Source organism: Pedobacter sp. ISL-64, assembly GCF_018613605.1.
Taxonomy (GTDB): Bacteria; Bacteroidota; Bacteroidia; order Sphingobacteriales; family Sphingobacteriaceae; genus Pedobacter.
The window spans coordinates 320,492-336,419 of record NZ_JAGGPU010000006.1 but is presented as its reverse complement, the minus strand read 5'-3'; the positions used below and the strand labels follow the sequence as shown (position 1 = coordinate 336,419).

Annotated in this window: 18 protein-coding genes and 1 tRNA gene; 5 read left to right on the top strand and 14 right to left on the bottom strand. The window is 37.4% G+C overall.

What is annotated here, in order from left to right:
• Positions 1–158: 158 nt before the first annotated feature.
• A complete protein-coding gene (locus J7E57_RS09470; RefSeq protein WP_131029825.1) occupies positions 159–608 on the bottom strand; it encodes an SRPBCC family protein in 450 nt (149 codons plus the stop codon).
• A 422-nt stretch (positions 609–1,030) separates the two neighbouring features.
• Between J7E57_RS09470 and J7E57_RS09465 the strand changes: the two genes are divergently transcribed.
• Complete coding sequence (locus J7E57_RS09465; RefSeq protein WP_215127385.1) at positions 1,031–1,780, top strand: DUF6597 domain-containing transcriptional factor; 750 nt, start codon at positions 1,031–1,033, stop codon at positions 1,778–1,780.
• Between the two features lie 33 nt (positions 1,781–1,813).
• Positions 1,814–2,212, top strand: coding sequence for a VOC family protein (locus J7E57_RS09460; RefSeq protein WP_215127383.1), 399 nt, complete (start codon positions 1,814–1,816; stop codon positions 2,210–2,212).
• 180 nt (positions 2,213–2,392) lie between these two features.
• Here J7E57_RS09460 and J7E57_RS09455 read toward each other — a convergent pair.
• From J7E57_RS09455 to J7E57_RS09435, 5 genes are all read right to left on the bottom strand, one after another.
• A tRNA-Ser gene (locus J7E57_RS09455) sits at positions 2,393–2,482 on the bottom strand.
• A gap of 95 nt (positions 2,483–2,577) precedes the next feature.
• Complete coding sequence (locus J7E57_RS09450) at positions 2,578–3,567, bottom strand: YihY/virulence factor BrkB family protein (protein ID WP_215127380.1); 990 nt, start codon at positions 3,565–3,567, stop codon at positions 2,578–2,580.
• A gap of 12 nt (positions 3,568–3,579) precedes the next feature.
• Positions 3,580–3,984 (bottom strand): acyl-CoA thioesterase, encoded by a 405-nt coding sequence (locus J7E57_RS09445; protein ID WP_215127378.1) that lies wholly within the window; start codon positions 3,982–3,984, stop codon positions 3,580–3,582.
• Positions 3,984–5,039: an endolytic transglycosylase MltG gene (gene mltG / locus J7E57_RS09440; RefSeq protein ID WP_215127376.1), complete on the bottom strand. Its 1,056-nt coding sequence runs from the start codon at positions 5,037–5,039 to the stop codon at positions 3,984–3,986. Before mltG ends, J7E57_RS09445 begins: the two co-directional genes overlap by 1 nt.
• 19 nt (positions 5,040–5,058) lie before the next feature.
• Entirely contained in the window at positions 5,059–5,829 is a 771-nt protein-coding gene (locus J7E57_RS09435) for a PASTA domain-containing protein (RefSeq protein WP_215127374.1), read from the bottom strand.
• Positions 5,830–6,017: 188 nt separating this feature from the next.
• On the opposite strand from J7E57_RS09435, the gene J7E57_RS09430 reads away from it, so the two are divergent.
• The 3 genes from J7E57_RS09430 to J7E57_RS09420 all read left to right on the top strand — a co-directional run bounded on the left by J7E57_RS09430 (position 6,018) and on the right by J7E57_RS09420 (position 8,293).
• Entirely contained in the window at positions 6,018–7,004 is a 987-nt protein-coding gene (locus J7E57_RS09430) for a D-alanine--D-alanine ligase (protein WP_215127371.1), read from the top strand.
• A 187-nt stretch (positions 7,005–7,191) separates the two neighbouring features.
• Positions 7,192–7,776 (top strand): Crp/Fnr family transcriptional regulator, encoded by a 585-nt coding sequence (locus J7E57_RS09425; protein ID WP_251029867.1) that lies wholly within the window; start codon positions 7,192–7,194, stop codon positions 7,774–7,776.
• Positions 7,777–7,900: 124 nt separating this feature from the next.
• Positions 7,901–8,293: a DUF983 domain-containing protein gene (locus tag J7E57_RS09420; RefSeq protein ID WP_215127369.1), complete on the top strand. Its 393-nt coding sequence runs from the start codon at positions 7,901–7,903 to the stop codon at positions 8,291–8,293.
• Here J7E57_RS09420 and J7E57_RS09415 read toward each other — a convergent pair.
• From J7E57_RS09415 to J7E57_RS09380, 8 genes are all read right to left on the bottom strand, one after another.
• Positions 8,290–8,910 carry a CPBP family intramembrane glutamic endopeptidase gene (locus J7E57_RS09415; protein WP_215127366.1) on the bottom strand — a complete coding sequence of 207 codons (621 nt, stop codon included), beginning with the start codon at positions 8,908–8,910 and terminating at the stop codon, positions 8,290–8,292. The genes J7E57_RS09420 and J7E57_RS09415 overlap by 4 nt on opposite strands.
• A 163-nt stretch (positions 8,911–9,073) precedes the next feature.
• Positions 9,074–9,595, bottom strand: a complete 522-nt coding sequence (locus J7E57_RS09410) for a hypothetical protein (protein WP_215127364.1) — start codon at positions 9,593–9,595, stop codon at positions 9,074–9,076.
• A 103-nt stretch (positions 9,596–9,698) separates the two neighbouring features.
• Positions 9,699–10,226, bottom strand: a complete 528-nt coding sequence (locus tag J7E57_RS09405) for a hypothetical protein (protein WP_215127362.1) — start codon at positions 10,224–10,226, stop codon at positions 9,699–9,701.
• A gap of 563 nt (positions 10,227–10,789) precedes the next feature.
• A complete protein-coding gene (locus J7E57_RS09400; protein WP_215127360.1) occupies positions 10,790–11,551 on the bottom strand; it encodes a copper homeostasis protein CutC in 762 nt (253 codons plus the stop codon).
• Positions 11,552–11,574: 23 nt separating this feature from the next.
• Positions 11,575–12,453 carry a YegJ family protein gene (locus J7E57_RS09395; RefSeq protein ID WP_215127358.1) on the bottom strand — a complete coding sequence of 293 codons (879 nt, stop codon included), beginning with the start codon at positions 12,451–12,453 and terminating at the stop codon, positions 11,575–11,577.
• A gap of 43 nt (positions 12,454–12,496) precedes the next feature.
• Positions 12,497–13,531: a N(4)-(beta-N-acetylglucosaminyl)-L-asparaginase gene (locus tag J7E57_RS09390; RefSeq protein ID WP_215127356.1), complete on the bottom strand. Its 1,035-nt coding sequence runs from the start codon at positions 13,529–13,531 to the stop codon at positions 12,497–12,499.
• A gap of 159 nt (positions 13,532–13,690) precedes the next feature.
• Positions 13,691–14,494 (bottom strand): amidohydrolase, encoded by an 804-nt coding sequence (locus J7E57_RS09385; protein WP_215127354.1) that lies wholly within the window; start codon positions 14,492–14,494, stop codon positions 13,691–13,693.
• A 20-nt stretch (positions 14,495–14,514) separates the two neighbouring features.
• Entirely contained in the window at positions 14,515–15,660 is a 1,146-nt protein-coding gene (locus J7E57_RS09380; protein WP_215127351.1) for a methionine aminotransferase, read from the bottom strand.
• Between the last annotated feature and the right edge of the window lie 268 nt (positions 15,661–15,928).

The following is a 15,928-nucleotide window of genomic DNA, read 5'->3' as shown; positions in this document are numbered from 1 at the left end:
GCTGATCGGTATAGATGGATCGTCATTGCGAGGCCGATTTTTTATCGGATGAAGCAATCTTATCGCACCAGGAAAGGTTGCTTCCCCGAAAGTCGGGATAGGCTTTTGTTCCTCCCCGCATTGGCGCCCCATTTTCTAAGCTGCCAACCATAAACCAGTTAACCTTCAGGTATTTCTGGCTCTACCAATTTAATCAGTTTTTCTAACGATTCCTGCCAACCCAGGTAACACATTTCGGCAGGTATGGCTGCTGGTATATTTTCCTGTAAAATTTCCAGTTCTGTACCTACTGAAGTCTTTTTTAATCTGATCGTATTTACGATGGTTCCTGGCATGTTAGGATCATCAAATTTATCTGTGAACTTCAGCAGCTCATTCGGCTTAACCTCCAGGTACTCACCACCGAAGGAATTGCTATTGCCCGTAGTGAAATTCTGGAACGACATTTTAAAAGTACCACCCACTTTAACATCCATTTGGTGTACCGTACCCAGATAGCCGTAGGGTGGCATCCAGGAAGCAAGTGCTACAGGCTCGATGAATGCACGATATAACTTTTCAGGAGATGCCTTAATTACTCTGTGTAATGAAACTTGGTTGTTAGACATAAAATAGATTTTTTCTGATCCTACTCATATGGCTTTTCGGTTCGCCCGTTTTTAAATGGTTGCTGCTCCACTGTCTTAACAAAGATGGCAGTAAAAAGTTAAAGCCAGTGGGGGTTAATGCGACTTTATTAGGGGTTACTTGCGCTAGCTAATATTGGACGTAAGATGTGAATTGTATTTAAGGGTGGATAACATTCTATGGTTTAATGTCCCTTAAGCGCTAAGACTTAGGCTAAACTGCCAATATCGAGCGTATTAAGATATTAAGTCCGAGGCACTAAGACTTGCATTGGAAGGGGTTAATCGAGATTTTGAATAAACGTACTGATAACCTAAATATAAATATTGTAGTTTTGCTATGCGCAGAAACCTATCATTCATGTTTCCTTAACACCGATAATAAAAAATCTTCGTCAGAATAAGTGATTTACAAAGAATTTCCTCCAGACCAATTACTAGCCAAATTCATAAAGAGCTATTGGTGGTTCGACAATTGCACTGCAGAAAAACTGGACTTTACAATTTTGCCGGATGGCTATTTTGACCTTATCGTTTCACTTGACAATTATGAGCAACAAGAAATTTCGCTGACAGGACTTTGGACAAAATCGGTGGATGTTTCCATTGAGCCAAACAGGCAAGTATTTGGAGTGCGGTTCAAATTATTGGCGGCTGACTACATTTTAAGACAGAAAATATCAGCACTTTTGGATAGCGAACAATTAATGAATAACATGTTTTGGCAACTAGATCAACTTTCATTTCATAATGTTGAAACAATCATTGAAAAATTGAATAAAACTATCCTTTCAGCCACATCCAATCAAAAAGATATTGACATTAGAAGAGAGAATTTGTTCAATTTGCTATATCAGACCAATGGCGGACTGTCAGTCGAAGAATATTCTCAACATGTATTTTGGAGTAGAAGACAAATCAATCGTTATTTCCAAGATAGATTTGGTATCCCTTTAAAATCATATTGCAAGATTTTGAAATGTTTCGCGTCTTTTTCATCCGTTAAAAAGGGCCATTTCTTTCCTGAACAAAATTATTTCGACCAATCACATTTCATTAAAGATTTGAAAGAATTTACGGGAAACAATCCAACAAAGCTATTTGAAAACAAAAACGACCGATTTTTACAATTAGCCACGATGAAAGAACGGTAATTTTGTACTATTAAACAATTAAAGAAAGACAAAATGAAATTTAGTAACATCAGGTTATTAGTGAACGACTTTGATAAATGCTTTACATTTTACAATGACGTTCTGGGTTTGGAATGCTCTTGGGGCGGTTTGGGCGACAATTATGCAAGTTTCAATATTGGATGCCCTTCCGGACTTGCTTTGTTTAAAGCTGACATTATGAATAATGCTATAAATAAAGTAGTAAACAAAAATGAGTTTGAACAAGATAAAGCTGTAATTATTTTGCAGGTAGACAGTGTGGATCAAGTGTACGCTTCGCTTCGAAATAAGGAAGTAAATTTTTTAGGAGAGCCGAAATCGATGTCAGATTGGGGGACTAGAGTCGTGCACTTCAGAGACCCCGAAGGTAATTTAATTGAATTATATTCTGAATTGAGAAAAAGTCGATAATTAATAGTAAACGCACAGATTTTTCAAGGCTTGCGTTCAATATCGTTAAGTTAAGCGTTTTAAATTATTTTTGTTGTGCCGAATGGCTTACCATATTGACATTAGACCTTTACTAGAATGGGATGGATGTTTCGATAAATGAAAAAAGCCTGAAATCTTACGACTCAGGCTTTGATTTTTTGGCGGAGAGTGGGGGATTCGAACCCGCGGACCCTTTAACAAGTCAACAGTTTTCAAGACTGCCGCAATCGACCACTCTGCCAACTCTCCGGCGCAAAAGTACAAACTCCTATTAAAACTGCAAACTGTGAATGCTTTTTTTTTATATAAACTTGATAATTACTTAACACAGAGGGAGAAAAAAATTATTTCTTCTGTATATTTTCTTCAATCGGCTCTGATTTTTTGAACAAATTAAAGGTTGGGCGGATAATCTTCACACTTCTTTTACTTACATCCACGCTCGCATTCAGCTCAAAACCGATCAATAAAATCAAAGAGTTGAGGTAAAGCCAGATCATGATTACGATTAATGTTCCGATAGAGCCGTAAACTTTGTTATATGACGCAAAATGGTTAATGTAAAAAGAAAAGCCCCAAATAGTAAGGAAAGCTAAAATGGTAGCCAGCCAGGAGCCTGCACTAAAGAAACGCCACTTTTTTGAATGTGCTGGCCCGTATCGATATAATATAGATACCGTTAAAAAATATAAAATAGCCAGTAGTGCCCATTGGGTAAACTGTACTGCAAAAGCCAGGAAACTACCCTTAATGTGGAGTTCGTTTGTGATCTTATTCAGTAAAACTTCTCCCAGAGTCATAGCGCTGATGCAGATGATAATGGAAAAACAAATAATCGTAGTTAATACCAGTGCAATTAAGCGTTGTTTTAACCAGCCCCTGGTTTCGATAATCAATGATGATTTATTAAAAGCCTTCATTAAGTTTTTAACCCCATTGGTGGCAAAAAATATGGCCGATAAAAAACCGAAAGATAATAAGCCCCTGTTCTGATTTTTTATGATGTCTTTCAATGTGGTTTCGAAAGCATCAAAAGCATTGTGTGGAAGTACAAGCTGTATTAAGTTTAACAACTGATCCTGGAAGCCTTTAATTGGAATAAAAGGAATTAACGTAAATAAGAAGATAATGCCTGGGAAGATAGCCAGCATGAAACTATAAGCTAATGATGATGATTTGTTTACCAAAGCATCTTTGCCAATTTCACGAAAGAAAAATGTAGCTACAGTATACAATGGAAGTGGGCTAAAACCAGGCAAAACACATCCCTTCGTCCATTCGATAAATCTAGAATAGAGTTTAAGATGTAATAATTGCCTATGTAACCATTCCATTGTATTTGTTAATTAAAAAAACACCGATAGTTTTTTCATAAAATTTTCAGGCGGATTTGTAGGTTTATTTTTCTTCATATCAACAAAAACCAGTGTAGTGGCCCCAACATTTATGAGCTCATCTTCTTCGTTATACAACTCGTATTCGAAAAAGATCCTGATGCCTGGCGTCGTTTTGATGATTGTTTTTACGGTAATTTTCTGATCGTATAGAGCAGGTTTAATATATTTGCATTTTAATTCCAAAACAGGCATCATAATTCCATCAGCTTCCATCGAGCTATAGCTCATGCCCAAACTGCGCAACATTTCTACCCGGCCTACTTCGTAGTACTGTGCATAATTGCCGTAATACATATAACCCATTTGATCGGTTTCGCCATACCGGACCCTGATTTTTGTGCTGTGGCTATACATTATTTAAAAATGTTTCTTTTGTTTAAAGCTTCACGATATTTCTTTGCATTGATTTCGTGCTGTGCTTTATTTTCAGCAAAGTTATGGTAGCCGGAAAAATCTTCTTTGGCACACATGTAAATGTAATTGTTGTTATCGCGGTTTAGTATGGCATCAATTGCATTAATACTTGGCATCATAATCGGCCCTGGAGGCAAACCAGCGTATTTATAAGTGTTGTAAAGCGATTGTACCTGTAATAATTTTCCGGTTACCCTTTTTACCGTAAAATCGTTGTTTGCAAAAATCACCGTTGGATCGGCCTGTAACAATATGCCTTTATTTAAACGGTTTAAATACAAACCTGCTATAATGGGCATTTCTTTGTCGTAAAGCGCCTCTGCATCAACAATAGAAGCCAGTGTATATACCTGTACCGGAGTCAGGTTTAAACTTGCTGCTTTTTGCTTGCGGTCGGCTGTCCAGAATTTATCATATTCCTTGTGCATGCGCTCAAAGAAATCAACCGGCGAAATATTCCAGTACATCTCGTAAGTATTCGGAATAAACATGGCATACACATTATCCTGGTTAAAACCATATTTGCTAATCAGCACCATAGAATCTAAAACATTGATAAAGCTTAACGAATCGGCTTCCAGATTGCTGGCCAGATATGCAGCGAAGTTTTCTTTCTTGCGGATGTTGTGGAACTTCAATTTAACCGGATCTTGATTTCCAGCTTTAATTAAGTTAATCAAACTGCGGTTGGTCATTCCTTTGGTTAAACGGTAACGGCCGGGTTTTACACTTGTAACTAAATTCATTTTTCCGGCAGCTGCAGTAAAAGATGAGATACTTTTTACCAGATCTTTCTTTTTAATTTCGGCGATCAGATCATCGTAGCTGCTTCCGGTTTTGATATATAGATATTTTTGATTTTCGGTAACGTTAGGGGCAAAGTAAAGCCTGTAAATATTTAACGCAAAGTAACCGGCAATTAAAATAACAACAAGCGCAATCACTATTGCCACTTTTTTGCCTGTACTCATGTTCTTTTTTTCTACTTCAGTCATCTGTAAATATGATACGTGTTTATTGTTGTTTGTTAGATAGGGTAATGTTAATCTTTGTGCCTATAGCCACTTTGGTTAACGAATCAACCAGCATAGGATCTTGTTTAGTAATAATGGCAGCAGCACTATCGGTAATAGGTCCGTCGTAAATAATAGTACCTAAACTCAGGTTCGAACCTCTTAGGCTAAATTTCGCTTCATCCATTGTTAATCCCATCAATTGTGGAATATCTACTTCTTCGTTTCCACGTCCATCGCCCAATACCAGGTTAATCCTCGAGCCAACAGGCACAATCTGTCCGACTGCTATTGGCTGGCCGCCGAAAGAAGCTTCTAAAACCACATCGCGGCTTACATCTGGCTTATAGGTGGTATCGCCGAGTTTTAATCTCGAGCTCTCTATTATAGCCTGTGCTTCTCTTAAGGTCTTAAACGCTATATCAGGGAATTTTGTATTCGGTGTTTTACCTGCATTAATGGTTAAGTAAATGGTACGGTTATCTTTTACAAAAGTATTGGGATCAGGATCCTGATCAATTACAATTCCTGCAGGTTGATCCATAATAAAAACAGAATCTACTTCATATTTTAATCCGGCATCTTCGAGTTTCTTAACTGCCTGCTCAAAAGATAAGCCTTTTACCATAGGTACATTTAGGCCCTGTCCGTGTTTGGTATAATATCTTAAACTAAAAAAAGCGACCAGTAGAAGCACAACAACAGTTATTATTGCAGCTAAAATATTGTTTCTAAACGATTTGGTTTTTAAATAATCTATAAATTTAGACATGAATCTTAATTTGGGTTATGCGTACAAGCTCAAATGTAACTATTTTAATGATTGATTGAATTATAGAATCCATTTCCTCATTCAATCATTCAATAAATTCTCTCCTTCAATATTACTAAAGCACAAAGATATTTATATTTTTGAGGATATATTTATATTCAATTTCTATTTATAAAAGGATTTTTAACATGAAGAAAACGATAGCATTGTTAACAGGCGGTACCACAGGCGAATGGGTTGTTTCGGTGAAAAGCGCAGCCACTATTGCTCAAAATATCGACCCCAATTTATACGATGTGTATAAAATTATGCTGAACGAAAAGGGCTGGTTTTATGAACCTGCTGATTCTGTTAAAATTGAAATTGATAAAAATGATTTTTCCTTAACGCTTGAAGGAAGAAAAATTAAGTTCGATGGCGTTTTTATTGCTATCCATGGGTCGCCTGGCGAGGATGGGAAATTACAAGGCTATTTTGATATGTTAGGTATCCCATACACGGCCTGTGATGCGCTAACTTCGTCAATTACGATGAATAAAGGTTACACCAAAGCAGTTGTAGAAGGCATTGATAACCTGTACACCGCAAAATCTGTTCAGATATTTAAAGGCGGCAACTATAATTTAAATCAGATTAAGCAAGATCTAAGATTGCCTTATTTTGTTAAACCAAATAGTGGGGGCAGTAGCATTGGCATGAGTAAGGTAAAATATGCCGATGACTTGGAAAGTGCTTTAGAAAAGGCTTTTAAAGAAGATGATCAGATTTTAATTGAAGAGTTTGTTAGTGGTAGAGAGTTTTCGATAGGCATTTTTGGCGCTGAAGGAAAAATTATTGTTTTGCCAACCACAGAAGTTATCCCGGCAAATGAATTTTTTGATTTCGAAGCCAAATATACGCCAGGCGCAACTGAAGAAATTACACCAGGCAGAATGAATGAAGAAGAGGTGAGTCGCGTACAGCAGGTGGTAAAGGACGTATATAAGAAACTAAATTGCAGGGGAGTGGTACGTGTTGATTATTTCCTGGAAGAAGGAACTGGTAAGTTCTATTTTATCGAAATCAATACCATTCCCGGGCAAACAGCAACCAGTTTTATCCCACAACAGGTAGCGGCAATGGGTATTACACTGAAAGAGTTTTACACCCGTTTAATGAAAGAAACATTAGGGTAGTTTTCATAATTCTTGTCATTAGCGTCATTCCCAACCCGATAGCTATCGGGTTGATTGGGAACCACGGAGTGCTCATGAATGCCTTTGAAACAAGGGAAACTTATGAATAATCGTAATGCAATAGGCTTTAAGATTCCCGCCTGCGCGGGAATGACGACTGTTTGAGCAGATTAAACTACTATAAGCAATGATGAACTTCCAAAAACTGATTGATAAAGGTTTAAAACTCAAAAGCTATCCAAAAGATTCGGTTGTTTACGAGCCCGGTATGCAGCCGCGCTACGTGTATTTTATCAAATCAGGTGAGGTAAGAATGGTTACCGTTAGCGATGAAGGAAAGGAATTTATTCAAGGAGTTTTTAAAACGGGACAGTATTTTGGCGAACCTGCATTATTAATCGACCGGCCTTATTTAGCTTTTACCATCACCAATAAAGATTCGCACATTATTGCTGTAAATAAAGAAGATTTCTTTGGTTTGATCAAAAACGAACCCGATTTTAGCATGGACCTGATCCGGACGCTAAGTCGCCGCCTTTTTTATAAATCGATGATGCTGGAAGAACTGGCGAGCGAAAAAGCAGAGCATCGATTATTAACGATTATCAATTACCTTCTCGATGATATTGTTGTAGGTGAAAATTTAAAGGTAACGCGACAAGAATTAGCCGATATGACTGGTTTGAGGGTAGAAACAGTTATCCGTGGCACTAAAACACTAGCCGAAAAAGGCCTGATCAAAACCATTAAAGGGAAAATAGTAAAGGTTTAGCATTTTATTTGGAACAAATGACTAATGAACTAGTGAACCAATATACTAATCCCTCAAACATGACGTAGATCATAAATTAGTTTTTAATTTTAGCCTTACCTTTGTTCTATTAAATTAGAAGATTATGGCTGAGTTATCTAAATTTCAAGCATTTTTACAGTGTAAATGCCCGCGCTGCCGCAAAGGAGATATCTTTACCGGAAGTGCTTATTCTTTCAGATTACAAAAAACAAATATTACCTGTCCGCATTGCAATTTAAAATTTGAACGTGAACCCGGATTTTTCTACGTAGCGATGTTTGTAAGCTATGCCATGAACGTTGCAGAAATTATTACCATTGGAGTAGCATCGTATGTTTTAGGCTTGCCTTTAATTTATGAAAACCTGTGGTATTATGTAAGTTTAATCTTAACGGGTGTTTTATTGTTATCTCCAATTAATTACCGCTATTCGAGAGTTATTTTGCTTCATTACCTTACACCAGGATTGCACTATGTTCCCGGAAGTGGGGATTAGTGCTGAAAAACTAATCCAAAGAGGTCTTCCAGCGGGTAAAGGTCTAAAAAGCAAGCGGTAAGATTAAAGAAAAAGTGAATAAAAATACCATACCACAAGGTTTTAGTTCTAATTCTGAGCCAACCAAGAAACAAAGCAAAAGGCAGCAACCAGAATACCGAAATCAGGCTGAAATGAATGACGAAAAATAAAATAGAGGAAATATAAATAGCTTCCTTTTCGTCAACCACACTTAATAACTTCTGCATTAAATAGCCTCTGTAAGCCAATTCTTCGAATATAGCAGGGTAGAGGGCTATAGAGGCAAACATTAACCAGGTACCATATTTATGAAATGCGAATATGGAGTAATATTCCATTTCCTTTTTAAAAACAAGCTCGTTTAAATGGTCAACCACAAATGTGACCATAATGGAAGCCAGAATAGTTGCTGTTATTAAGCCCATCAGTTTCCAAACGGAAAACCCCGGCCATTTTAATATATTTTTAGTTTCCGACCAGCTATTAAAAAAGAACAAAAGGGCAGCGATACCCATTATGCCATCGATACAAAAAAGTGTAGTTAAAGAATGTTCTTCTATGAGCAATGAAGTTGTACAACACAATATCTCTATCATAAAGAACAGGCCAATTTGTTGTATGTTTGGCCACTTCTTACTGTGAATTACAACTTCCTTATAATTTTGGGCGCTACCGCAATGGCTACAGAATTTATGGCCTACCGAAACTTTGTTTTGGCAATGATCACATAAGTTATCAGAAATCTGCAGCTCCTCCAAGTTATTCGATGTTAAGCTCTTTTTTTATTTTATCAGCCTCAAGAACTGCTCTTATACCTTTAACTAGGTAAACGATGATCAGAACTTTGAAAATAATGCCCTTAAAAATAGTAGTCGGATCGGCGATTAGATTTAAGATTTGAATAATTACATAAAGTGATAGGCCTGAAACCATGGCCGTAATAGGTTTGGTTTTGCCTAGAACACCAAAAGCCAAAAATGCTCCAACCAGGATGACATTCATAATTAATAATGTAAACTGATCTTCTGGTGCTGCAGTAAAGAATATAAAAATAGCTGATACGGCGTTTATACCGGCAATCCAATACAGCGAATTACAGGCGCTCTCTACCGATCTATTCAAATCACTAAGATCTATCTCCTTAACGGTTCTGTTCGCAATGTGATGGTCTTTTTCTTCTTTGGTTCCTTGAAAAGGGAAGCCGCAATTGTTGCAGTAGGTATCTGAAGGAACAAATGGTCTGTAGCAGCTGTTACATAAACTGTCGCTTTGGTTTTCCATAATATGAGCGTTAATATTTTTTGTAAATATAGAATGAAAAAAAACAATCCAAAAAAAACGAGGGAATATTTCCCTGTTTTGTCGTAATTTCTAAAAAAAAAATCTACTTCTTCATCGGGTGCTGAACATATTCAGATAGTCTCACCACTTTTCCATTTTTCAATTTAATATCGTTAAATAAAGCCACTGTATCGGTTTTTCCATCTTTTGTCGAAGACACCTGGTTGTACCACAGGCTTACCCATTCTTCACTTTTATCTTTGTTCACAACCGATTCCATGTCTTGCATGTCGATTTTAAAGCCCTTCATTTTGTCGAATTCGCCTTGTAATTCTTTCAAGAGCTGAGATTTTGTCCCTTTAAATTTGTAACCATCCAGGTCTAAGGCCACACTGTCGGCAAGCACCTTGCTCATACTGGCTGTATCTAAACTTTCGAATGTTTTAATAAGGGTCATTGCGGTTACCGCATTTTTTGTATCGGGGTTCATTTCCCAGTTTTGCACCTGTTTAATGGTATACGGGTACTTGGTACTATCTGCTGCTACTGCCATATCAGTAGTTTTAGCTTCCTTATTTTCACATGCTGCGAAAAGTAAGGTAGCCATAATCAGGGATGATAATTTTTTCATGATAATTAGTTTGATTAAATATAACTAATTACTTGAATATTAATGGAATGTATACAGTTTTTGTTCCCTGAGTTTACGTACCTGAACAGGAACAACTAAATAAAATAGCTAACAAAATGTGAACCCAGCTCAAAGTATTGGATGTTAAAAATGATTTTAATAATTTATAGCATAATGCGAATAAAAATCTAACACATGTATCTTATGATTAGGTTTTTAATTAGAAAATGAGTGTTCAGTAATGCTTTGGAAACAGCAGTCCCGTTATTCGCTATAGCTCCGATAAAAGATCGGAGGCTGCCGCTTTTACCGGGTTTATGGAACAGAGGCATGTATAAAGCCACTTGCAGTCTTCGTTATAAATAAAGACTCTATTAAGTTTAAAAATTGGGCGTCATTGCGAGGAGGAACGACGAAGCAATCTTATCGCAGCAGGAAAGATTGCTTCATCCGATGAAAAATCGGCTTCGCAATGACGATACCTCGCAGCCTGTAATTTCAGGTATTTCGCTACTGATATTAAATCAGTACAGCTTGTGCTTTAAATAGACGACGGTTTGAAATTAATGATTTATAAAACTATTTATACCATCTACCAAAGCCTTTACTTTTATTTCGGAAGTGAGTTCGTATCGATATTCGTCCTCAATACTGCCCATTTTGGTTTCCGTATTTCTGAATTCCATTTTACTTGGTACAAATTCTTTGGCAGAGGCATGAAATTGTGTGGCACCAGTTTGATCAATGAGGGGTTTGATGTTGTTTTCATTGATACCTGCACCAGGCATGATGGTAATTCGGCCATTTGCTTTTTTTACCAGCTGTGCCAGTTTTTCTGCCCCTAGAATTGCAGAAGAAGCACCTCCGGAGGTGAGCACTCTTTTTATTTTAAGTGCGATTAAATCTTCCAGAGCCTGATCCATATCGTTGCTCATATCAAATGCCCTGTGGAAAGCCACCTCCATAGGTTTTGCCAACTCAATTAATTCAGCGCATCTTTCTTTATCGATAGTGCCATCAGCTTTAAGTATTCCGGTAACTACACCTTCACAATTTAATGATCTGCAGATTTTTATATCTTCTTTCATTAACTCAAATTCGATTTCGGAATACAGAAAATCGCCTCCACGTGGACGAATAATTGGCCAAACTTCGATGGATAGGTTTTTCTTAGCCAGGGCAATTTGAGCATAACTTGGTGTTGTACCACCTTCTGCCAGGTTATCACAGAACTCCACTCTTTTTGCTCCACCATTTTGCGCAGCCAATGCCGACTGATAGGAATTAGCACATACTTCTAAGCAACCAATTGCCACTTCACTCATGATATTAGATTTATTAATTTAAATTATTCCTGTGGCCCTGCTGGCCCTAAAACCACCCATCCCTTTGGCGATTTGTAGGTGTTAAGTAACTGCACTGATTTTCCGCCATCCGGATACCAGCATACCTCTGTAATTACCCAGTGGGTTTCGCCAACTTTTTTACGTTCCGGAAAAGCATTTTGGATAGTGGAAAAATTAGGAAAACCATGTTCTTCTATATTGTTGATAAAAGATAGTTTAAGCACTTCGGCAGTTTCGTTGATGATATCCTGATCAATCTCCATTTTCATCACAGAAAGTAAGGATTTAGCTTCTTCAAAAAAATCCTTACAGGTTATGGCAGCATCAATATCTTTATTATTGTAGGCTTTTTCAATCGCCAGAATCGCACCTTCCGGTGTTTCGAGATTGGCTTTAAAATGATCAACGCCCTCATCAATATATAAACCTATGCTGTTGTCAAATGCTGCTTTCTCTTTTTCTGCAACGCCATCCCTAATGGCCCGTATGGTATAACCGCCAATTAATCTGCCGTTTTCAATAGTCATCCAATCAGAGATTAAATCGCGCTTTATGCCGATTTTTTGATTAAATTTTACAGAACGAATATTTACCGGTTCGTTTCCAACGGTACCAAATAAGTTTCCTTCATCGTCAAAATGTGGGTCTGTTAACCAAATATGTTCGCCTTCATCACCATCGGTAATGAGTACTTTAATAGAAAAATAGTTTTGGTAAGGTTGTTTGTTTTTTAAACTTTCTTCGAAATACCAAAGGGTTAAATTGGCTTTTTCGATCGCCCAGTTCATGCGTTCATCTTCGCTCGGTACATAAACCATATCTGGCTCACCCTCGCGCTCGGCAACATTTTTCTTTCCGAAAATTTTAGATAATAATCCCATTTACCGTTTCATTTTTGTTAATCGTTTGGGAAAATTCAACATATTAATAATAGCTTTTGCCTTTGATTAAAAGATCTTGTTTTTCTGCATCGCAAACGGCATAGCTAAAACCTTTCTGGATGGCGTAGGCACCATACTCGCCTTTTTTGTTGATAGCTAAAAATCCGACCTGTATGTTTTTGGCAGTTTCGGGTTTCTTTTTAATGATACGCATTACCGCTTCTTTACAGGCGGCTTCGGGAGTATAACCCTGACGCATTAATTCTACCACTAAAAATGATCCAACGTTTCTTACTACCTCTTCACCTACACCTGTTGAAGTTGCACCACCAACTTCATTGTCTACGTAAAGGCCAGCGCCTATAATCGGGCTATCACCAATTCTTCCATGTAATTTATAGGCCATGCCACTGGTTGTACAGGCACCAGAAATGTTTCCTTTAGCATCGATTGCGAGCATGCCAATGGTATCGTGATTATATTGGTTTCCAGGAAGTTTTTGCGGCGCAGCTTTCTGGTAGAGCTTATTTTCGATGTTCATTACAGGCGCATATTTCGCCGTTTTTAACCATTCTTTCCAAGCTTTTTCGCTGGCAGGAGTAAGTAAGTTTTCTTTTTTAAAACCCTGTTCTAACGCAAACTGCAAAGCACCATCGCCAGCCAACATTACGTGCGGCGTTTTTTCCATCACTTTACGCGCAACCGAGATAGGGTGTTTAATATGTTCGAGTGCTAAAACGGCGCCACAGTTACCGAGTTCATCCATAATACAGGCATCGAGGGTAACATGTCCATCGCGATCTGGCAAACCACCATATCCAACAGATTGGTTTTTCTCATCAGCTTCAGGTACCCAAACCCCTTGTTCTACAGCATCTAAGGCACGTCCACCGGTTGATAAGACCTTCCATGCATCAGCATTAGCCGCAATTCCAAAGTCCCAGGTAGAAATTACAATCGGGAAATTTTCTGCTTTTGTTTCTTTGTGCGGAATTACATTAGCGATACTACTTTTATCAATAGCCAGCAATCCAGCCGATAGGGCAGATGCTTTTATAAATTTGCGGCGGTTAAACATGTGTGTGGTTATTGTTTGTGGTGGTTAATTGTTTAAATCGTTTAACTAGGTAATTGATGTATCAATCGCTACTTTTCAATTGTTACATTGTTGTGATTGCTAAATTGTTGAACCGATCGCTCCAGTTTGATTATTGTAATTAGAATATCGGTTATTAATTTAACTAATGGTAAACCGATCTGCATCCTTTAAAAATGGAAATTGTCTTCTGATTTTAACCAACTCTTCGTAATTAATACTGAATGTATATAAATCTTCGTCTTCTGGTTTATAATAAACGGTATTACCGTAAGGATCTAAGCACATGGATAATCCACTGTGGTAAATCTGATTTCCATCATGCCCAACGCGGTTTACAGCAATAACATAACTTTGGTTTTCTATTGCCCTTGCCGGAATTAATGCTTTCCAATGTGCCGATCGTTTATCAGGCCAGTTGGCAACTAAGAGTAAGATATCGTATTCCTGATCTACATTGCGTAACCAAACCGGAAAACGCAAATCGTAACAAATGGCTAATCTGATTTTCCATCCTTTAAGTTCGACAATAAGTTTTTCTTTACCCGGACTAAAGTGGTGATCTTCATCACCCATGCCAAACAAATGGCGTTTATCGTAATGCTGGTTTTTACCATCTGGCTCCATCCAGATTAAACGGTTAAAATATTGATTGTTTTCTTTTATGATGATGCTTCCCGTAACTACGCAGTTGTACTGATGTGCCATTTTTTGCATCCACTGCATCGTTTTTCCACCCATTTCTTCGGCTAAGGCTTCAGAATTCATGCTAAAACCTGTGTTAAACATTTCGGGTAAAATAATAATATCGGTTTTCTCCCTTACACCCATCGATAATCTAAGTGCCAGATTCAAAAGGTTTTTCTCAATGTTTTCCCAAAAAAGATAGGCCTGAAAGACAGTTACTTTCAGATTTTCTATTTGAGTGTACACAGGTGCTTCCATTGTATATAGGTTTAGTCTGGTTAAACGTTTTTTAATTTCTCTGCCGCTAAGGCAAGTGTAGCGTTTTCTTTAGCAAAGCAAAACCTGATAATTTTATGATCGGTTGCTTTTTGGTAAAATGCAGAAACCGGAATGGTGGCCACGCCAAATTCCTTGATCAGCCTCATGCTAAAATCAGTGTCTTTTTCATCGCTGATACTGCTGTAGCTTGCGCATTGAAAATACGAACCGTTGCAAGGTAAAAGCTTAAAACGGCTTTCAGCCAAAAGACTTCTGAAATAATCTCTTTTTTGTTGAAAGAATGTGCCTATTTCAGTATAATTTTTTGGTTCTTTAATATAATCGGCAATAGCTTGCTGCATGGGACTATTAACGCTGAAAACATTAAATTGGTGTACCTTCCTAAATTCTTTGGTTAGTTTCTCTGGTGCCAAACAGTAACCCAGTTTCCATCCAGTAGCATGTAAGAGCTTACCAAAGGAGGCTACAATAAAACTTCTTTGCTTTAATTCAGGATAAAGCATTACACTTTGGTGCTTTTGTTCATCGTAAATTAAATGTTCATAAACTTCATCGCTCAAGATTAAAATATCGGTGCCTGTAATCAGTTTAATAAGCGATTTCATATCATCTGACGATAAAATACTACCTGTTGGATTTTGTGGCGTATTTAAGATGATCATCCTGGTTTTGGCTGTAAATAATTTCTTAACCATGTCCCAGTCAATGGCATAACTCGGCGGGGCAAGTTCGTAGGTTTTAACCAGGCCGCCTAACAGTTTAATCGTAGGTGCGTAACTATCGTAAGCTGGTTCGAAAATGATAACTTCATCACCTGCATTGATAATAGCGGCCAATGCTGTAAAAATAGCTTGCGTTCCACCTGCTGTAACCGTAATTTCTGTTTCAGGATTATATTTTATGTTATATAATTTTTCAACTTTCTCAGCAATAGTTTCTTTTAAAAAAGTAGAACCAGGCATTGGTGCATATTGATTAAAACCATCTTGCATGGCTTTATTTACCAATTCAACTAGTTTTAGATCGCAGGCGTAGTCAGGAAATCCCTGAGAAAGATTAATGGCATTGTGTTCTGCTGCAAGTTTACTCATCACCGAAAAAATGGTGGTACTTACGCCAGGGAGTTTAGATTGTATATTAAGCATCTTACAAGCGAAAATAGGAAAAAAAAGCTTAAAGCGTAAAACCCCATGCCAAAAGCCCCGCTACTTGATCGTGCGATTGCAATTCTGCACAAAGAGAAAATTTTAAGAATCATTAAACCCTCGTGTTAAATTAACGTCAATAACCAGGGTATTAAACAGACGGTTGTCAATGAATTTTAGTCCCGAAATTTTGTATTATTTCAAATATATTTCTGCTTATTTAAAATTATTCCAAATAAACCCCTTTCTTTGCATTTTAAAATCTCAA